Source organism: Gluconacetobacter entanii, from assembly GCF_013155425.1.
Classification (GTDB): domain Bacteria; phylum Pseudomonadota; class Alphaproteobacteria; order Acetobacterales; family Acetobacteraceae; genus Novacetimonas; species Novacetimonas entanii.
Genome location: NZ_JABJWD010000020.1, coordinates 1 through 18,760 on the forward strand (window position 1 = coordinate 1; position 18,760 = coordinate 18,760).

Genomic DNA, 18,760 nt, shown 5'->3' on the forward strand with positions numbered 1-18,760 from the left:
ATCCTGCACCAGTGTCCCGGACGGTACGACCGTCCCGGCCGCACCCGCGCACACGCACGACACCACGGTCGCCGTCGCCGCCTTGCGGGAGATGAAATAGATCCGCGCGATCGCATCCTGCATCCGCCCCGACGCGAACGCCGGGTCCACCCCGTTCGCAAGGGCCGCGAACGCCAGACAGAACTGCCGACGTATTTCAGGGCGACCATATGCCCGAACTTCTGCCCGGTTATGTCGATGTGACGTCCCATCACCGGGCCTCCCGCGTGGGGAGGGGGTTACGAACTCTGAACGTGGCAAGCGCCGAGCGCCCGGCATCCGTAATGGAGGGGACGCAATATTTTTTCGGACGCGCCCACTCCACGACAACAAGACCGGCCGAACACAGGAGATCAATGGACTTGGTGACTGTCGTTACGGACATGGCAATGTCGAAGGAAATCTGCCCGACACTCACATCAGAAACCTTGGAGAGAATGAGGAGGTCTGTATCCCGGATCAGTTTCCCGCCGATCTCGTATTTTGGCTTGAGGCGCATGCCTTTCGCCCAGCGTTGGACATGATCGAAATCGTCGAAGTTCTCGATGCTGGTCTGGATGCCGAAAGGGGTCAGATGGCCAAGGCCAAGATATCCAGACGGCAGCACTGAAATGACTGAGGTTGCCATGTCACTTTGCCCTCACTTGCATGATCTTGCGTCCGCCAACAGAAACCGTGCGGCGCTGAATTGCAGGATTTCCCATTGTCTGGGCTTCGGTGATTTTTGCTCCGGGCGCGGGAATGAAGCGACCCTCGGATTCGGAGAAGATGGCGATGGCGATGGCGGTCCATGCCTTGGGGATGTTCACCGCACCACCTCCCCTTCGGGGCGCACGACGGTCACGCCACGGAACAGGTCCGGGCGGAGTTCTTCAAGAGGTATCCCTGTCGCTTCAGCCACATCATGGACGCGCATGTGGGGGATGCGCCTCCACTGTGAAATCGCTTGGGTGGTTATGCCGATCCGCTGGGCGAGGCTCCCTACGCCACCGGCGGCAGATATGGCTCTTGCCACGCGTTCTGTGTCCATTCTGGACAGTAAGCATAACTTACAGCAGACGGCAAGCAATTCTTACGTGTTCGCTTACGATTGGATTGGATAATCTGAAAGCATGTCTTTCAAAAAGAACCTTCGTATCGCTATGGATGCTGCCGGAATTGGCCCGGCTGAACTTGGGCGCCAGCTAGGAATAACATCTCAGGCCGTAAGCCAGTGGCTGTCGCCTGATGGCGGATATCCAAAAGGCAAGCGAATGGATGCGCTCAAGGCCATTCTGGGCGACCTAGACGGACCGACAGACGAAAAGCCGAAAGACGATGAAGCGCCTATGATATCCCCGGCTGGGCGGTGCTTAAATGCGGTTATCATACCGGAGATTAACGTCACGGCATCCGCTGGCCCTGGAATGCTACCGCCTGATTTTGGGAACGAGCGCAATCAGTCCGTGGTAGCAGAATGGCAGATCCCTGCTGAATTTCTAGGAAAGCACCTGTCAGCCATCGACAGCCTTAAGGTGATATCAGTCATCGGAGACAGTATGGCCCCCGAGTACGCGCATGGCGAAAAGGTCTTGGTTGATCTGGGGCAGCGAGTTCCGTCGCCGCCCGGCACTTTTGTACTATGGGATGGATACGGATTTGTGCTTAAGCGGCTTGAGATATTGGTCGGGTCAGACAAGCCGTGCGTAAGGATAAGTAGCGTCAATCCTGAATATGCAGATTATGAACGGCCATTGGAAGATGTAGCTGTCAACGGCCGTGTAGTCGGTAAATGGGTGTGGAAGTAATTAAGAATTTACTCTCTTTCGTACAAAGATGCGTCTTCCACATTTAGGATAGGCTTTGCTTTATCTAATAATTCAATAAACTTATCATATTCACCATCTGGTGTAATTGACATGAGGGCGATGACTGCTCCTAGATGAGAAGTAAGTGCGCTTACGCCAATATCGTCAGTTAACCTCTGATGGTGAGTGCTTCTTCTTGACTTCTTATCCGGATCAACCGGATTAACGCGTTGCAATTCATCCAAGAGGCCGGGGGCAAGTCTTCTATAAACTATGTTATTTGTTAGCCTACCGAAGTATGCTGGCCGTTTTTGACCTTCCGACATTGGAAGATTTCTCAGCCTAAATAGATGCTCGTAAAATTCAGGCGGAAATCTTCGAATCCATTTCTGTATTTCCTTACTGACAAAAGCCTCAAATATCGTAGCTAGGGCATCTCGCGCTCTGTCTCGCTGATATCCGGTAGCCTCATCAACGAGAGCGGTAATTCCAGTGTGGGCCAAGCCACGCATAATAATGTCGGCGTGTACCGCGAATCGGATGTACCGTTCGTTAAGCCCCTCGTCGCGCGCTTTTAATATGGCTTCGCATAGGTGTACGAGCATTTCAGCGCGGTAACCGTAAGCGAGTGCCCCAGTTGGTGTTCTAAATTTAATTGGCGCGTTCGTACTCTCTGATAACTCCTTTGAAAGATAAGGAGAAAACACTTTTCCGTCGAAGAATCTGGCCAGTCTCGTACGGCCCTCGGCCCCCCCTCTGTTTGGCAGTTGCATAGCGTTGAGGACGCCTGTTTGTGTAATTACTCGCGTACCGTCCTCGAGTACGTAGCAGGGAATTTCGAGGCTCCCTATGCGCAATGGATGATCAAGTGAACCATGCGTTGCCCGCAAGATCGGCATTGATCGTAGCCTCGCAGACTCACTTGCTGCCTTTTTTGCTATTTCTGAACGACGTTGAGGCGTTAATGCATCTTTTCGTGCCTTACCGCCAGCCGCCCTGCCCGATTTATGCATGCTTAATTCCTTTTTGTGCATGCATAAGGCTACAATGCATGTTCATGAGCGTCTATTATAAATCACAAAAAACGGGAAAACTTACCTAATTCCAAAACAGTAAGTGGCGCTTACTTTTTCGCTTGCGTACGTAAGTAAGTTGTGCTTACATACCCCCATCACCAACACGGAGATGGGAAGTGACCCAGCAGGTCGAGCAGCAGACTGCTCCCGAAAACAACCCCGCACAGATTACCCTCCTCAAGATCCGCGAATGGGGCGCATGCTCCGACGGACGCGACTGGTTCCGCGAGAAGTCCCCCCAGGGTGGAACGTATGGCGAGGTCATGAACGCCCTGTATGCGGACAAGCGGCGCGGCGATGCCCGCTGGCTGGCCGATAAGGCGTTCCGCGTGGAAAACATCACTGCCGAGTTTATAGAAAGCGATGTCGCTGCGATCCTGAGCGCCACAAAGGATGCTGGTGAGGTTGATACTGGCAACGACGCGCAGATCGGTTCATCGGGCTACGGCGCGCGGATCGAATGCACTGGTGACAATGTGACCGTTGCATTTGCTGGTCGCCGTGGGTCCGTCAGCCTGGGTAAAGGCGGTTGCGCATCACTCGTTTGGCACGATGGCACCCGAAATCGCTTCGTCAATCTCTACGAGGGGGAGGACGGCATTGAGGCTGGAGTTCTCTATCGCATCGAGAACGGGAAGGCGGTGCGCGCATGATCCCCGACACTCCCGCCACACGCGGCCTCGCGATGCTGGCCCTCGCCTGTTTATGGCTGGCCGTCCTGTTCTGGGGCTTTGTCGTCTTCACCACGCCCTGACACGTCCGGGCCACCGGGGCTGCGGTCCCGGCAGTCTGGCCGAGTTTGGGCCAATGGGGATGACCGGGCGCTGATTGTCCGCGCCGATGCACCCCGCGCGCAGTATGCGACCGCCATACCACCGTTCGGGGTTTGGTTTCTGCCGGATGGGTCGCGTGTGCCGGCGGGGGGTGTGTGATGGCCCTCACCGCCTATGAGAACCTTGAACAGGGAACCGATGATTGGTTGCAGGCGCGTTGCGGTATCCTGACTGCCAGCGTGATTGGGAAACTGATTACGCCGACGGGAAAGATCGCCAATAACGAGACTGTTCGACGTCTGGCTGCTGATCTCGTTTCCCAGCGCATTAGCGGCATTGTCGAGGAAGTGCCTCAGACCTACGCCATGCAGCGCGGCCATGAGGACGAAATCGAGGCCAAGATCGCCTATGCGACCAAGATCGCACCCGTCAAAGAAATTGGCTTCATGGTCGAGGATTGCTGGGGTTTCAAGATCGGCTACTCACCGGATGCGCCAGATTGCGCCGCCCCTCGATGGTCTGGAACTGGCTGACCACCGATTGCAGGCTGCTGGACATGTCCGATGCAGAACCGCCGGTGGACTCTGCCACCTTCTGCCACGCTGTCAGGCTCTGCGTGGACATGCCGAGGTTGTGAGACAACTGCCCGGCAGCCACGTTGCTTGCGGTCGTGCTGCTGATGAAATCCTTGAGCCCACGGCCTGCGGTCATCAGTGCGAACAGGCCAAGCAACTCCGTGCGGACGCTGCGGAACGAATCCCCCATTGCCTTGCCGCTGTCGGCAACCGTCTTTCCGGTATGGTCGGCCTGCTTCTCGACACGACGCATATCGCCGGTGACGGCCTGCTGTCCCTTCGTGACGCCCCGACCGTCCAGACCGAGGGTGACGACCAGCGCGTCAATGACTGTAGCCATGGGTTATCCTTGATTGTAGTTCATGACGGACGCCGCCTCCAGCAGGTCATACAGACCTTCGCTGTCATAGACCGTCTGGAGTTCATGCAGCGTCGCAAGCCGGGACATCAGGACGCAGGCGACGGGCCGGGTGAGGTTGGCGCACTCTGCTGCCCTGCGGCGAGACCGGGCGCCATCTGTCCGACGAGGGGGGAAAACAACCGCGCCGCGCCCCTGAAAAAACCCACGTGGAGCATGAACGCCTCTTTCTGGAGGGTCGCCACGGTTTCGATTTCCTCGATATCGACCGGCAGCAGCTTTTGGACAACCTCGGGATGCGCCGGATCACGCCGGATCTGCACACACTCCATCAGGCGCGACAGCAGGCGGTCGGTCGTGTCGGGGTCTATTGCGCCGAAGATGGAAATACCCGCCCCGGCCAGGCCGGCGATGCCATTGGCGACCATGGTGTCGGGGATGGCGGCGCCCGATCGGATTGCCGCCTGCAACACATGCCGCCCCCATTTGTCCGCCTCGAACGCGCTCATGCGGGTGATGACGAAGACCTTGCCGTTGTCCTCGCCATCGCTGGTGACGGTGTATTCGATGGATTTCCGGGCCATTACAGTGCCGCCGGGATGACCCGCTCCCATATCAGTCCGAACTCACGCGCCTCAAGCACCCGCCCCGCGTTGGGCAGCGGGTTGATCGTACGCATATCTCGGCCCCGCGATAGGGGCAGACGTTGGCCTTGCTGATATGGGTCAGCGCGACGAACAGGCGCCCGTCTTCGTCCGTCACACGGACGGAGCCGATGCGGTCATGCGCGAGTATTTCGCTCATCAGTCGTTGTATCCTGGTATGATCACGCTGCCCGTGCACCGGCAGTTGGGCAGTTCGCCGGGGAAAATGCGCTTACCGTCGATCAGCGCGCCTTCCTTAAGGTTGTAGCGTAGACGATCCTGCCCGGCCTTGAGGTGTGACGGGCGTGGGTGCCTGAACCCCGGCATTGGCCCGCACGCACGGCACGCGCACACCTTTCGCGGATGTGCAACGCAGGGCCATGGATTATCCTTCTTCGCTGGACGTGGCCCTGTTCATGAGGTCCTCAAGTCCGGGATCATTCACATTGTCTTCGGGGCGTTCAGGAGGTGGCCCCGACAGGTTCACCTCGCGGTAGAACGACTGCGGATCCTTGGCCTCGCGCTCGCGGGCTTCCTGCGTGCTGCGCAGGTCGGATACCTGGTTCAAATCCCCTGCCTCCTGCAATCCTCTTCCGCCGCGGCGTCGAGGTCAATTTCGTCCAATCGCCAGTCACGAGCCATGGCGTCCAGCTTCGATCCACTTCGCGCCTTCACAGCAGCAGTGATCCACGCCACAGGGTCAGCGGGCCGCGTATCCGCCGCCTCTTGGATGATGGTATTCAGCACCGCGCAATCGTCGCGCATGTCCTTTAGCCATTTCCCAATCAGTTCCTTCGTGGCCCGCGTGGGCTTCCCCGTCATCGCGCACACGATTTGCGTCCCGATGCCGAACAGCGCCGCGCGCTGGTCGGGCGGCATTGGGGTCTTCGCTTTGGGGGCAGCCAGCGTCGGTGCGGGAGGATCTTCGTCAGGCGACGACGGCGCAGCCGGTGTCCCGAACGTAGTGAGGGTATTTTCTGAACGTAGTGAAGAAGGTGAAGGTGATGGTAACGCGGACGCGCATGACGCGCGCGGGGCATCCTTTATGCATGCATTCTGCTCATCCAATGCTGATGCATTTGCATCTGCTTTTGCATCAGCATTGGATGCTTCCTGCTTATCCTTCCCTTTCCATCTTGCATTTGCAGCAGCGGTGCGTTTGGTCTTCCTGTCGGCAGCGCTTGCACGCTCTTTGTCCATGCGCTTCTGATGCAAAAGCCCGTCATCCTGCACGGAAAAGAACCGCCTTAGCGTAGGCCAGACCTCCTTTTCCCACGCACGCTTGTCCTGCTTTGCAATGGCTGCCAGTTCCGCCATATCGTTGGGCAGCGGTCCTTGCTTCCAATACTCCAGCATAAGCAGAAAATATGCGCCGTGCTGGAGCGTCGTGAGGCGCATGGTATCGGACAGATAATCGCCGATATAAATCGGCATCCAGATGTCTGATTTGCTCATGCCATCACCTCGCGCCGTAAAGTGGAGTAAGTGAGAGCGCGACTTCGCGACCAAGCGGCGTCATGATGAAATAGACACTTCCATCATTCGACGCGCATTTTTCATTGGGTCGCATTAATCCCTTTCTGGTGAGGCCGCATAGGTCTGCGTCGTTTCGGGATGTGTAGAAATAATCGCGATATCCCGCCTTTGAGGGGTCGCCGCAGGTAGCGCCAAAGGCATGTAGGAGGCAGTGAGTCTCCTGACTAGTCATGGTGTTTGCGATGGGGTGTCGAGCAGGAAGAAACTGGTCAGCTTCTTTATACCGCCGCACCTTGATGTCGATTACCCGCGCACTCTCGCAACTGTAATATGCCTGCATACGGGCTTTCCCGGCCGTAGGAGCGTAATAGATCTCAAATCCATCGTACCCCTTGACGAAAACCGCCCACGCCTTGCGCAGCCGATCGGGTGTATTCGTTGTCGCAGTCACGCCATCACCTTCCCAGCCACAGGCACGCCGTTCTCGCGCAGGAACTCCAGCACCTGGTCCAGCGACCGGCAGACGCCGACCGTGAATCCGGCAGCACGCAGGCGCGCATGAACAGAGAACCGCTATCCGACCTCGCGTTATGCGCGCCAAGGACGCAGCCAGTTATGTTGGTGTGTCTGCAACAACATTCCGCCAGTCCATAGCGCCTCAACTTCGCACCGTTCCCCTGACGGACAAATGCCGGGGATTTCTGATAGAAGACTTGGATAGATGGGTGGACTATCGCGCTGGCATTGCATCCACGCCCGTCGTCACCAATGGGTGGGATACATATAGGTGACGATCATTCGTTTGAAATACGTTCATCGCTTCAAAGACAGGTACGGGAAAACAAGATACTATTTCAGGAGGTCAGGACAAAAGCAGAGGCGCCTGCCTGATGCATCTGACCCTTCTTTCCTGACTGCCTACGATGCAGCGATGAACGACCAGGCTGTGCCACAGCGTCCCGCACATATCCCTTCGGGCAGCGTGTCCGATTTAATAGGGCGATGGTATGAAACACCACATTTCAAAGGATTGGGGACAAGCACACAGCAGGTCTATCGGCGATTGCTAGAACGGATGCGGGCAGAGAAATATGCGGGATTGCCTGTGTCTGAAATGCAGCCAGCCAATGTGCGCTACCTATTGCAGGAACAGTCCAATAGTCCGACCACAGCGAACCGCATGCTGCGTCTGTGGGGGATGCTCATGCAATACGCCATTGACCTTGGTTGGCGCGATACAGACCCGACTGTTGGCGTGAAAAGGGTCAAGATTCGCAGCGTCGGCATTCATTCATGGACTGATGATGAAATTTCACAATACGAAAGGTTCTGGCCGTCTGGCAGCAAGCCACGGCTTGCGCTGGCCCTACTGCTCTATACGGGGCAGAGGCGTAGTGATGCCGTGCGCATGGGGCCGTCTGACATGACGCAAGGGGCGATCCGCGTAAAGCAAGTCAAGACAGGTGCCCAACTGATGATTCCCGTTCATCCTGCACTTGAGATCGAATTGGGGGCGTGGACAGATTGTGGGGCTGGAACATTTTTGGCGACAGATCGTGGGAAACCATTTTCTGTGAATGGCTTCTATAACAATTTCGTGTCGTGGTGCGCTGAAGCTGGCCTACCGAAGGGATGCAGCCCGCATGGATTACGAAAAGCAGCAGCCCGTCGCTTGGCAGAGGCAGGCTGCACTACCCATCAAATCGCGGCCATTACAGGGCATAGAACGCTGTCCGAAATTGAGCGCTACACGCGGGCCGTCGAACAGGCGAAATTGGCCGGAGATGCAATGCGGAGGCTCGAACAAATTGGCAAACTTCGGAATGAAGTTGGCAAACTTACCTAGAAACCCGCAGAAATCTGCCATATTTAAGCATGTGTGGCGGACTCGAAAGGATTCGAACCTTCGACCTTCGCCTTCGGAGGGCGACGCTCTATCCAGCTGAGCTACGAGTCCACTGCCGCCCTGCATACCCTGTCGGGGCCGCGAACGCCAGCCCTGAAATCGTGCAATTTCACTTCCGCACCAGCCCGTCCATCTGCGCGGGCAGGAAGAAGGGGGGCTGCGCATGGCCGGCCCGTGCGTCGTTCCATGTGCTGGCCGCGATATCCCCGCCCGACGGCAGGAAGTCGTCGGGGCGTTCGATCCATGACACGATGTCACGCATGACCTTATCCCCCTGCCGCCCGCGCAGCAGCAGGTGATAGCCCGCGGGGATGAAGTCACGCCGCGCGCCGGGCGGCAGGTGCGCCCATGCCCGTGTCATCGCCGCAAGTGGCACCAACTGGTCCCGCCCGCCATAGACCGCAAGGACCGGGCCGTGCATATGCCCCACCTCATGCGCCGCGCGATGCATCAGCGTCGCCAGTCCCGCCAGCGCGGTCGTGCGTGTCGTGCGCAGCGTCAGCGGATCGTAATACAGCCGCGCCAGCGCCAGAATGTCGTCGGATGCGGTCACATGCACCGGCAGTTCCCGTCCCGTCAGCCGCCATTGCGGCGCAAGGGTGGCCATCGCCCGCAACGTCGCATCCGTCCCCGCGCCAAGGTCCCACACGGCCGGCGCCAGCAGGATATAGCCCGCGATATCGGGGGGGCCTGCCGACACATTCGCGTGCGTCTCCCCCGATGCGCCATCCTGCGCCGACATGCACACCGCCACAGCCCCGCCCATGCTTTCGCCCATCACATAGAGCGGCAGGCCGGGATTTTCACGTGCGATGGCCGCGGCCTCCACCCGGGCGGCGGCAACCAGCGCGTCCGTCCCCGCCCATCCGCCACGGTCCGGCATCGCGCCGAATCCCGGCTGGTCCGGGGCATAGAGCGTGATCCCCTGCCGTGCCAGCACCGGGCCGGGGCGTTCCCACGCATCGCGGCTGTCGTTGAAGCCATGCAGCGCAAGCACCACCGCGCGCGGCGTCCCGGTCGCGCGCCACACACGCATCGGCACCCGCCCCGTGCCGGGCACGTCCATCACCCGGTCGGGCGGCACAAGGCGGCCAAGGTCCGCATGGCGGGACGGCGGGACGGGCGTCGGGGCATCATGTGTCGCGCATCCGGCCAGCAGCAGAAGGAACGCCGGATAAAGCAGGCGTGACAGGCGAAGGTTTGAAAGCACGGCAATCCTGCGTATCATCATCATCGACGCCACGGGTCTGCCGGGGCATCGCACTCCATGTCCGGACAACAAGCCCGAGGTTCATCGAAATGCAAGACCTGACCAAACACCAGCCCAACCCGACGCCCCATCCCGTCCTGGGCCTGATCGAGACGATCGTGGTCGATTCGCGCGTCCTGTCATGCGACGGCGGCCTTGGCGCGCTGGGCCATCCGCGCGTGTTCCTGCGCATCGCGGACCACCAGACGTTCTGCCCCTACTGCTCGCGCCTGTTCGTGCTCAACCCCGAGGCAACCAGCGGCGATACGCACTGAAAAACCCCTGATCCAGATGCACACTGACGCGCAGGTCCGCCTGATCCTTGTGGATGGCTCCGGTTTCATTTTCCGCGCCTTCCACGCCTTGCCCCCCATGACCAGCCCGGACGGAACGCCCGTCAATGCGGTATTCGGATTCACCAACATGCTTGCGCGCCTGCTGCGCGAACATGCGGGAACACATCTGGCGGTCATCTTCGACGCGGGACGCCACACGTTCCGCAACGACCTGTATGACCAGTACAAGGCCCACCGCCCCGAACCGCCGGAGGACCTGCGCCCGCAGTTCGCGCTGGTGCGCGACGCGACCGCCGCCTTCAGCGTGCCTGCGATCGAGGAGGCGGGATGGGAAGCCGACGACCTGATCGCGGCCTATGCGCGCAAGGCGACGGAGGCGGGGGGGACGTGCACCATCATCTCCTCCGACAAGGACCTGATGCAGCTTGTGCGCCCCGGCGTGCAGATGATGGACCCGATCAAGCAGAAACCCATTGGCGAGGCCGAGGTGCGCGCCAAGTTCGGCGTCGCGCCTGCGCAGGTCATCGACGTGCAGGCCCTGATCGGTGACCCGGTGGACAACGTGCCCGGCGTGCCGGGAATCGGGCCGAAGACGGCAGCAACGCTGATGGAGGAATACGGCTCCCTCGACGCCATCCTTGACGCGGCGGCGGGGATGAAGGCGTCGAAACGGCGCGACAACCTGATCGCGCATGCGGACATGGCCCGCCTGTCGCGCCAGCTTGTCACCCTGCGCGAGGACGCGCCCTGCCCCGTCCCGCTGTCGGATCTGGCCTGCTGCGACGTGGACCAGGCGCGACTCGGCCCGTGGCTGGAGGAAATGGGCTTCCGCTCCCTGATGCAGCGCATCGGCCTGCCCGCCACGGGTGCCGGTGCGGCGGCGGCGAAAAGGCGCGCGGCCCCGGTCCATGCGGCGGTTTCGGGTGATGCGGCGGCAGCCCCCCTCGCCGCGCCCGATGCGCCCTATGGCAATTATGAAACCGTCACCGACGCCGACACGCTGCGCGCATGGGTGGCGGAGGCACAGGCCGCGGGCGTGTGCGCGGTGGATACGGAAACCGATGGCCTCGACCCGCTGCGCGCGGGACTGGTGGGGATTTCGCTGGCCACGCGGCCGGGGCGTGCGTGCTACATCCCGCTGGCGCATGAGGGCGACCTGATGGACAGCGCATCGGTCACGCAGATGGATGTCGCCGTGGCGCTGGAGTGCCTGTCGGACCTGCTGGTGGACCCGTCGGTGCTCAAGGTGTTCCAGAACGCCAAGTTCGACCTGGAGGTGCTGGTGCGCGCGGGCGCCCCGCAACCTACGCCCATCGACGACACGATGCTGATTTCCTATGCCCAGTTCGCGGGCAAGCATACGCAGGGCATGGATGAACTGTCGCGGCTGTACCTGGACCACACGCCCATCCCCTATGACGAGGTGACGGGCACCGGGCGCAACCGCGTGCCCTTTACCCGCGTGGATATCGCGCGCGCCACCACCTATGCCGCCGAGGACGCGGATGTCACGCTGCGCCTGTGGCTGGTGCTGCGCCCGCTGCTGCGCCCCAACCAGGCGCTGGCGCTGTATGAGGAACTGGAACGCCCACTGGTGGGGATACTCGCGGACATGGAACGGGTGGGGATTGCGGTCGATGCCAGCGACCTGCGCGCCATGTCGGTCGAATTCGCGGGCCGCATGGCCACGATCGAGGCGCGGATCCACACCCTTGCAGGGCGGGAGTTCAATGTCGGCTCCCCCAAGCAGTTGGGCGAGATCCTGTTTGACGAGATGGGCCTGCCCGGTGGCAAGCGCATGAAGTCCGGCGCGTGGGGGACGGATTCGTCCGTGCTGCAGGACCTTGCGGACAAGGGGCATGACCTCCCGGCGGAGGTGCTGGCGTGGCGGCAACTGGCCAAGCTCAAGAGCACCTATGCCGATGCGCTGGTCAACCAGGTCGATCCCGAAACGGGGCGGGTGCATACCTCCTTCCAGATGGCGGTGACGACGACGGGGCGGCTGTCGTCGAACGATCCCAACCTGCAGAACATCCCCGTACGCACCGAAGAAGGCGGGCGTATACGCCGCGCCTTCATCGCGCCTGCGGGCCATGTGCTGCTGTCGGCGGATTATTCGCAGATCGAACTGCGGCTGCTGGCGCATGTGGCGGACATCCCCGCGCTGAAGGAAGCGTTCGCGCTGGGGCAGGACATCCATGCCCGTACCGCGTCCGAGGTGTTCAGCATCCCCCTTGAAGGGATGGACCCGCTGACGCGCCGCCGGGCGAAGGCGATCAATTTCGGCATCATCTATGGCATCAGCGCCTTTGGCCTCGGCCGGCAGCTTGGCATCCCGCCGGGGGAGGCACGGGGCTATATCGACGCCTATTTCGCGCGCTATCCCGGCATCCGCGATTACATGGAGCGCACACGTGACGAGGCCCGCGCCAGGGGATACGTGGTGACACCGTTCGGGCGGCGCTGCTGGGTGCCTGAAATCAACGGGCGCAACGCTGCACGACGCAATTACGCCGAACGCCAGGCCATCAACGCCCCGCTTCAGGGGGGGGCAGCCGACATCATCAAGCGTGCGATGGTGCGGATTCCTCACGAAATGCGTGAGGCAGGGCTTGACGGACGCATGCTGCTTCAGGTCCATGACGAACTTCTGTTCGAGGTGCGGCACGAAGAGGCGGACCGTCTCGCCGCCCTTGTAAAGCAGGTCATGGAATCCGCAGCGACCCTTTCCGTGCCGCTGGTGGTGGAGACCGGGACCGGAACGAATTGGGCGGACGCACACTGATGCTGAGTAAACGCGACAGGTTTATCCTTATCGTCACGGTGGTGATTTTGACGGTTTCAACGCTGGTGGGATATGTGGGCTACCGCATCTTCGACCGGATGGCCCCGCCGCTGACCACCTATGGCAACGAGGTCGGCGGGTCCTTCCGCCTGGTCAACGGGGCGGACGGATCGGTGCTCGACAGCGATTTCCGCGGGCGCTGGATGCTGGTCTATTTCGGCTCCACCCACTGCCCCGACACGCAGTGCGGGGCCACCATGGCGGCGATGGCCAAGGCGATGGACATCCTCGGCCCGGCAAAGGCGCGCTATGTCGCGCCGATCTTCATCTCGCTCGACCCCATGCGTGACACGTCCGACGTGCTGCGCACCTACACGCTGCGCTTTGGCCCGCGCCTGTTCAGCATGACGGGATCGCCCAAGATGATCGAGGCCGTGGCCCGTGAATATCATGCCCCCTATGTGCGCCAGCCGCTTGAGGGTGGGGACTACATGATGGAACCGGCGTCGCAGATCGTCATCATGTCGCCGACCGAACGGTATTCCGGCACGATCCCCACGACCGCCACGGGGCAGGAGATTGCCGATCGCATCGAGCAGTTGATGGCAGCCCAGAAATGACGCCACTCCGACTGGGCCTTGCCCTGGCCGTGGCGGGCATGACCTGCCTGCACGGCGGGGGGACGGCGCATGCGCAGGACCAGCAGGACAGCCACCGGGGCGGGACGCTGCGGCTGACGTCGCGGGCGTCCGCCGGGACGCTGGACCCGCAGATCGACTATGCCACCATGTACATGCAGTTGTTCAATGTCGTCTATGACGGGCTGCTGAACTTCCGCAAGGCACAGGGCCCGGCCGGCAGCGAACTGGTCCCCGACCTTGCCGAATCCCTGCCCGAGACACCGGACGGGGGGAAAACATGGATTTTCACCCTGCGCCGTGGCGTGCGCTTTTCCGACGGGCGGGAGGTCGGGCTTGACGACGTGGTGGCGTCGCTGCGGCGGATCTTCATCGTCGGCAGCCCGACGGCGGGTTCGTTCTATGGCGGGATCATCGGTTCGGACGACTGCATGCGCGACCCCGCGCACTGCACCCTGGCCGACGGGGTGCAGACCGATCCCGCAACCCGGCGCATCACCATCCGCCTGAAGGAACCCGACGCGGAATTCCCGCAGAAGATCGCCTTCCCCCATGCCTCCATCCTGCCGGCCGACACGCCGCTGCATGACGTGGGCAACAGCCCGATCCCCGGCACGGGGCCATACCATATCGTCGCCTATGACCCGCAGCAGCATATGCAACTGGCGCGCAATCCCTATTTCCACGCATGGAACAACGACGCGCAGCCAGACGGCTACGTCGATGCCATTTCCTATGATTTCGGCCTGTCGGACGAGGACGGGGTCACGGCGGTGGAAAACGGGCAGTACGACTGGGCCTTTGGCAACAAGCCGCTGGACCGTCTGGGCGAACTGGGCGCGCGCTATACCGCGCAGGTGCATGTACAGCCCCTGTACGGGCTGTATTTCCTGCCGATGAACGTCAACCTGCCGCCATTCAACAACCTGAAGGCGCGTCAGGCGGTCAATTACGCGCTCGACCGCCGGGCGATGAGCATCCTGGCCGGTGGCAGCGCGCTGGGCACGCCGCTATGTTCGATGGTACCCCCCGGCCTGCTGCCCAATGACGGGCAGTGCGCCTATACCCGCGATGCCTCCCCTGGCCATCCCGCGCCCGCATGGCGGGGGCCGGATCTGGAACGCGCCCGCCAACTGGTACGCGAAAGCGGTACGGCGGGGCAGGACGTGACACTGGTCGTCGCGGCCAACGCGGTGGACATGAGCATGGGGACCTATGTGCGCGGCATGCTGCAGGCCATCGGCTACAACGCGCATGTCCGCAGCGTGTCGCAGACCATCCATTCGACCTATATCGAAAATACCGACAACCATGTGCAGATCAGCCTGCGCGAATGGTATGCGGACTATCCCTCGCCCTCCAACTTCCTCGACACGCTGTTCGGGTGCGAGAATTTCCATCCCCATTCCGACAGTTCGATCAACATCTCCGGCTTCTGCAACGCGCAGGTGCAGCAGGTGATGGACCGTGCGCGTGCAACCGTCGATCCCGACGCGGCGCGCGCATTGTGGATGCAGGCCAATGACCTGATCACCCAGCAGTCCCCCGGGGTTCCGGTCATCCACATGAACTATGTGGACCTGGTGTCAAAGCGGCTGGGAAATTATTTCTATACCACCCTGTACCACATGATCTTCTCACAGGTGTGGGTGCAGTAACGGGACGGGGGCAGCGGGGAAGACCGGGCGGTCTTTCTCCGGATCGGGGCTGCCTTTGCCCTTTAAAGGTTCCGACGGGCCGGATTTTTTAAAAAGGCGGCGTTCGTCGAAGCTTTTTGAAAAAAGCTTCACCAAAAACTTTGATTATCCTGACGACATTTCCAGATCAGGATGTGCGGAAAATCCTGGAATTCTCAAAGGTCTTCATGCTTTTTCTTCTTGAAACACGGGCGCATCCGAAAAGGACACGCCCGCATGTAAAAGAAGGTCAGAGCATCGACTTCGCGCGGGATTCGACCTTCGCGCAGGCTTCGCGACGGATATCGGTCGAGGCATCCTCAAGCGAGATCGGGGCCTTGCCGCCAACCTTCAGCAGGCCGGTGGAGCCATCGGCATAGGACATGTTGCCCTTGCTGTTGGACGGGACGTCGTTGGTCTTCTTGTTCAGGGCCGCAAGGACGGGCCATGCCTCGGACGCGGTCAGGTAGTTGGACTGGATGCAGTAGTTGAGGATACCGCCAAGGTCGGCAGGCTTGGCCGAGGACACGGCGGACATCACCGTCTTTTCCGACAGCGATCCCATCTTGATCTGTTCCACCTGGTTGGCGACGCCCGCACCCGTGGGGGGATTCGTTTCGGCATGTGCCAGCATGGGAGCAGCAGCCAGCACGGTTGCAACGGCACCGGCGGAAAGGACGCGACCGAGACACGAGATCATTTTGTTCACCTTTATTCAATTATTGCGCGACCAGACGCAACGGCATGCGTGACTGGCGTGTGTCAGTAAGTGTCATGTTACCATGGGATGCCCGCCCCGGCCCCCTACACTGCATATGCCAGACATTCGTCTTTTGGATATATAACAGCAATGCCATGGGCGCAGGCCACCCTCCGTCATGGGGCGGATACGCAAAATCATTTCTGCGTCACGGGTTTTCCTGAACCGATCCCTGCGGGCGACTGCGGTGCGTTGCCGATCTGTTATGATCGGGGGATGCCGGACTCAAGATTATGTTACCAAATATGTATGGCCGCGCCCCATCGCGGGCGGCAGGGCCGGCCTATGCCCCGGCCGCCTCACGCGTGCGGATCCATTTTTCCAGTTCATCCGCGGGCAGCGGCCGGGCGAACAGGTAGCCCTGCATCACATCGCACTTCAGGTCCTCAAGCAGTTGCCGCTGCTGCACGGTTTCCACCCCTTCGGTCACGACCGTCATGCCCAGGCGGTTGCCGATGCCGATGACGGCGGTGGTCACGGCCTGCGCATTGGTGTCGTGCTCGAAATCGTTGATGAAGCTGCGGTCGATCTTGATTTCCGTCAGCGGCAGGCGCGTCAGGCGCGACAGGGAGGAATAGCCCGTGCCGAAATCGTCCATCGACAGCCCCACCCCGATATTGCGGATGGCCTGCAGCACGTCATGCGTGGCCTTGCCGCTTTCCATCATGACGTTTTCCGTGATCTCCACCGTCAGGCGGTCAGGCGTCAGGTCATAGGTCCGCAGCAGGCCGGCGATATAGTCAGGGACGCTGTGATCGCCGAAATGCGCGGCGGACAGGTTGACGGCAACCGTGGGCACGTGGATGCCCTCGCGGTCCCACTGCGCCATCTGGCGGCAGGCTTCCTGCAGGGACCACCGGCCGATGGCGGCGATCTGGCCGGTTTCCTCCGCCACCGCGATGAAGCGGGAGGGGAAGATGTTGCCAAGGTGGGGATGATGCCACCGCGCCAGCGCCTCCACCCCGTACAGCGCACCCGTCATCGTGTCGATCTGCGGCTGGTAGTACAGGTGCAAAAGCCCCTTGGACACGGTCTCATGCAGCGCGCTGCCCAGAAGCAGGCGGTCCTGCGCCAGGCGGTTCTTGCTCGAATCCGCGAATTTGTAGGTGCCGCGCCCCTCGTTCTTCGCCTGCTGCAGGGCCACGTCGGCATGGCCCAGCAGGGATTCGCCATCAGGCCCGTCATCGGGGAAGCACGCGATGCCGATGGATACCGACAGGGTGATGGCGCTGTCATCGACCTCGATCGGTTCGGCGATGGCGCGGATGATGCGCGTCGCCTGGTCCATCGCCAGCGCGCGGGGGCAGTTGGGCACGACGACGATGAACTCGTCCCCGCTGCTTCTGCTGATGATGTAGCGCCCGGCCGAAAGCTTCTGCAGCCGCTTCGCCACCTCCCGCAGGAAGTTGTCGGCGTGGATGTGGCCAAGCGCGTTGTTGATGTCGCGGAAACTGTCGATGTTGAGGACCATGACCGTAAAGACGGCATCCTGCCGGTCCGATGTCATCGTCTCGATATAGCGGTTGAGCGAGGAGCGGTTGAGCAGTCCCGTCAGCGTATCGCGTTCCGACAGTTCGGAGATGCGCTGCCGTGCCGCATCGCGCCCCAGCGCCAGCGTGCAGAACGGGGTCGCGGCCTTCATGACGGCCAGCGCCCAGTCCTTCACGCTGCTGTCGCGCAGGTAGAGCGCCAGGATGCCCGCCGGGGTGCCGTCATGGGTGGTGACGGGGGCGGCGACGCACATGTCGAACCCGAACGAGCGCGCCAGCACCGCATGGCGCGTCCATGCCAGGTCCACCGCAACGGCGGGATCGTCCTTCATGGAGGCCACGGCCGCCGCGTCGGGCACGCAGGTCGCCAGCGCGTTGCGCATGCGCCGCGGCAGGGTGGTGGTGGCGGTCACGTCCATCCGCCCGTCGCGCCCGCCCGGATGCAGCAGCACCGCGCAGCAGTCGGACACCGTGTTTTCGATACGCTGGCACAGGAACTGCCCGCTCTGGTCCAGGGGCAGCTTTTCGGTTGTCAGGCTGCGCAGCAGGTCATTGCGCAGTTGCAGGATGCTTTCGGCATTACGTTCCTGCGTCACGTCGGTCATGACGCCCATGTAGAAGATGCCCGGCAGGCCCGGACGCACCACCTGCGACAGCGAAAGCCGCCCGCGCCGCACTTCGCCGCCGGCATTGACGAACTCCACATCGCGGGTGGTGCCGACATTATGGTGGCTGCCCGCCTCCCGGTGGCGGGCGATGAAGCCGTCATGGTCCGCGCGATAGGCGGGCGGCACAAGGCAGCGCACGTTCTGGCCCATCACCTCGTCACGTGGGAGACCCCACAGTCTCTGTGCCGCGTCATTATAGAAAACGATGTCGTTCCGGTCGTTGATCAGGACCACCGCCTCGGGAATATGCTGGAGCGCGAGGTCGGAAAGCTGCAGGTCCGGAGAATGCGTATAGGTTGTCATATCATCGTTTTTCTTCTGCAATCCGCTGCCGGCACGGGAATCCGGGCCAGAAACGGCCATGACCGCCCTGCTTTGCGACATTGCCGACACTTGGGGACAGCGATACGCGCATGTGCGCCGCACAGGGTCATTCAACCGGTTCTCCCTAACCGTTTATCCCCTTGGCGGGGTTCATACAAGAATGCAACGCCACCCCCGCCATGCCGGCGTGATGGAGATTGAGTCCCGTCGCGCTTCGTGACACACACGAAGGCCGGGCGG

At 61.3% G+C, this 18,760-nt stretch carries 21 protein-coding genes and 1 tRNA gene; 8 read left to right on the plus strand and 14 right to left on the minus strand.

Annotated elements, in window-relative coordinates; genetic code table 11:
* Window positions 1–250: 250 nt before the first annotated feature.
* The 3 genes from HNH97_RS04410 to HNH97_RS04420 are packed head-to-tail and all read right to left on the minus strand — an operon-like array spanning window position 251 to window position 1,054.
* A complete protein-coding gene (locus HNH97_RS04410; protein WP_171790012.1) occupies window positions 251–667 on the minus strand; it encodes a helix-turn-helix domain-containing protein in 417 nt (138 codons plus the stop codon).
* A gap of 1 nt (window position 668) precedes the next feature.
* Window positions 669–848: a hypothetical protein gene (locus tag HNH97_RS04415; RefSeq protein ID WP_171790013.1), complete on the minus strand. Its 180-nt coding sequence runs from the start codon at window positions 846–848 to the stop codon at window positions 669–671.
* A complete protein-coding gene (locus HNH97_RS04420; protein WP_216657526.1) occupies window positions 845–1,054 on the minus strand; it encodes a Cro/CI family transcriptional regulator in 210 nt (69 codons plus the stop codon). The genes HNH97_RS04415 and HNH97_RS04420 overlap by 4 nt, the downstream gene beginning before the upstream one ends.
* 97 nt (window positions 1,055–1,151) lie before the next feature.
* On the opposite strand from HNH97_RS04420, the gene HNH97_RS04425 reads away from it, so the two are divergent.
* On the plus strand, window positions 1,152–1,826 hold the full coding sequence (locus tag HNH97_RS04425) for a LexA family transcriptional regulator (protein WP_171790015.1): 675 nt from the start codon (window positions 1,152–1,154) through the stop codon (window positions 1,824–1,826).
* Window positions 1,827–1,834: 8 nt separating this feature from the next.
* Here the strand turns inward: HNH97_RS04425 and HNH97_RS04430 are convergent, their stop codons facing one another.
* On the minus strand, window positions 1,835–2,839 hold the full coding sequence (locus tag HNH97_RS04430; protein ID WP_171790016.1) for a P63C domain-containing protein: 1,005 nt from the start codon (window positions 2,837–2,839) through the stop codon (window positions 1,835–1,837).
* Between the two features lie 179 nt (window positions 2,840–3,018).
* Here HNH97_RS04430 and HNH97_RS04435 point away from each other — a divergent pair, with 179 nt between their 5' ends.
* Window positions 3,019–3,555 carry a hypothetical protein gene (locus tag HNH97_RS04435; protein ID WP_171790017.1) on the plus strand — a complete coding sequence of 179 codons (537 nt, stop codon included), beginning with the start codon at window positions 3,019–3,021 and terminating at the stop codon, window positions 3,553–3,555.
* Window positions 3,556–3,833: 278 nt separating this feature from the next.
* Window positions 3,834–4,208 carry a PDDEXK family nuclease gene (locus tag HNH97_RS04440; protein ID WP_171790018.1) on the plus strand — a complete coding sequence of 125 codons (375 nt, stop codon included), beginning with the start codon at window positions 3,834–3,836 and terminating at the stop codon, window positions 4,206–4,208.
* Here HNH97_RS04440 and HNH97_RS04445 read toward each other — a convergent pair.
* From HNH97_RS04445 to HNH97_RS04470, 6 genes are all read right to left on the minus strand, one after another.
* Entirely contained in the window at window positions 4,144–4,590 is a 447-nt protein-coding gene (locus tag HNH97_RS04445) for a hypothetical protein (RefSeq protein ID WP_171790019.1), read from the minus strand. The two genes, HNH97_RS04440 and HNH97_RS04445, sit on opposite strands and share 65 nt — an antisense overlap.
* Window positions 4,591–4,697: 107 nt before the next feature.
* Window positions 4,698–5,192, minus strand: a complete 495-nt coding sequence (locus HNH97_RS04450; RefSeq protein WP_171790020.1) for a hypothetical protein — start codon at window positions 5,190–5,192, stop codon at window positions 4,698–4,700.
* Between the two features lie 31 nt (window positions 5,193–5,223).
* Window positions 5,224–5,412 (minus strand): DUF2213 domain-containing protein, encoded by a 189-nt coding sequence (locus HNH97_RS04455; RefSeq protein ID WP_171790021.1) that lies wholly within the window; start codon window positions 5,410–5,412, stop codon window positions 5,224–5,226.
* A gap of 225 nt (window positions 5,413–5,637) precedes the next feature.
* Window positions 5,638–5,820 carry a hypothetical protein gene (locus tag HNH97_RS04460; protein ID WP_171790022.1) on the minus strand — a complete coding sequence of 61 codons (183 nt, stop codon included), beginning with the start codon at window positions 5,818–5,820 and terminating at the stop codon, window positions 5,638–5,640.
* Window positions 5,817–6,707 carry a YdaU family protein gene (locus tag HNH97_RS04465; RefSeq protein ID WP_171790023.1) on the minus strand — a complete coding sequence of 297 codons (891 nt, stop codon included), beginning with the start codon at window positions 6,705–6,707 and terminating at the stop codon, window positions 5,817–5,819. Before HNH97_RS04465 ends, HNH97_RS04460 begins: the two co-directional genes overlap by 4 nt.
* Window positions 6,708–6,711: 4 nt before the next feature.
* Window positions 6,712–7,179 carry a hypothetical protein gene (locus HNH97_RS04470; protein WP_171790024.1) on the minus strand — a complete coding sequence of 156 codons (468 nt, stop codon included), beginning with the start codon at window positions 7,177–7,179 and terminating at the stop codon, window positions 6,712–6,714.
* A gap of 336 nt (window positions 7,180–7,515) precedes the next feature.
* Between HNH97_RS04470 and HNH97_RS18275 the strand changes: the two genes are divergently transcribed.
* The gene (locus tag HNH97_RS18275; protein WP_265176063.1) at window positions 7,516–8,574 is read left to right on the plus strand and encodes a tyrosine-type recombinase/integrase; all 1,059 of its coding nucleotides are present in this window, start codon (window positions 7,516–7,518) and stop codon (window positions 8,572–8,574) included.
* 34 nt (window positions 8,575–8,608) lie between these two features.
* On the opposite strand, the gene HNH97_RS04480 is transcribed toward HNH97_RS18275, so the two are convergent.
* A tRNA-Arg gene (locus HNH97_RS04480) sits at window positions 8,609–8,685 on the minus strand.
* 58 nt (window positions 8,686–8,743) lie between these two features.
* Window positions 8,744–9,862 (minus strand): alpha/beta hydrolase, encoded by a 1,119-nt coding sequence (locus HNH97_RS04485; protein ID WP_171790068.1) that lies wholly within the window; start codon window positions 9,860–9,862, stop codon window positions 8,744–8,746.
* Between the two features lie 71 nt (window positions 9,863–9,933).
* Between HNH97_RS04485 and HNH97_RS04490 the strand changes: the two genes are divergently transcribed.
* The 4 genes from HNH97_RS04490 to HNH97_RS04505 are packed head-to-tail and all read left to right on the plus strand — an operon-like array spanning window position 9,934 to window position 15,260.
* The gene (locus HNH97_RS04490; protein ID WP_110913927.1) at window positions 9,934–10,158 is read left to right on the plus strand and encodes a zinc-finger domain-containing protein; all 225 of its coding nucleotides are present in this window, start codon (window positions 9,934–9,936) and stop codon (window positions 10,156–10,158) included.
* A gap of 16 nt (window positions 10,159–10,174) precedes the next feature.
* Window positions 10,175–12,964, plus strand: a complete 2,790-nt coding sequence (gene polA / locus HNH97_RS04495; protein WP_171790025.1) for a DNA polymerase I — start codon at window positions 10,175–10,177, stop codon at window positions 12,962–12,964.
* Window positions 12,964–13,584: an SCO family protein gene (locus HNH97_RS04500; RefSeq protein WP_171790026.1), complete on the plus strand. Its 621-nt coding sequence runs from the start codon at window positions 12,964–12,966 to the stop codon at window positions 13,582–13,584. The genes polA and HNH97_RS04500 overlap by 1 nt, the downstream gene beginning before the upstream one ends.
* Complete coding sequence (locus HNH97_RS04505) at window positions 13,581–15,260, plus strand: ABC transporter substrate-binding protein (protein ID WP_171790027.1); 1,680 nt, start codon at window positions 13,581–13,583, stop codon at window positions 15,258–15,260. Before HNH97_RS04500 ends, HNH97_RS04505 begins: the two co-directional genes overlap by 4 nt.
* A gap of 268 nt (window positions 15,261–15,528) precedes the next feature.
* On the opposite strand, the gene HNH97_RS04510 is transcribed toward HNH97_RS04505, so the two are convergent.
* Window positions 15,529–15,978 carry a DUF2501 domain-containing protein gene (locus HNH97_RS04510; protein ID WP_110914070.1) on the minus strand — a complete coding sequence of 150 codons (450 nt, stop codon included), beginning with the start codon at window positions 15,976–15,978 and terminating at the stop codon, window positions 15,529–15,531.
* A 343-nt stretch (window positions 15,979–16,321) separates the two neighbouring features.
* Window positions 16,322–18,499 (minus strand): EAL domain-containing protein, encoded by a 2,178-nt coding sequence (locus HNH97_RS04515; protein ID WP_171790028.1) that lies wholly within the window; start codon window positions 18,497–18,499, stop codon window positions 16,322–16,324.
* Window positions 18,500–18,760 lie beyond the last annotated feature (261 nt).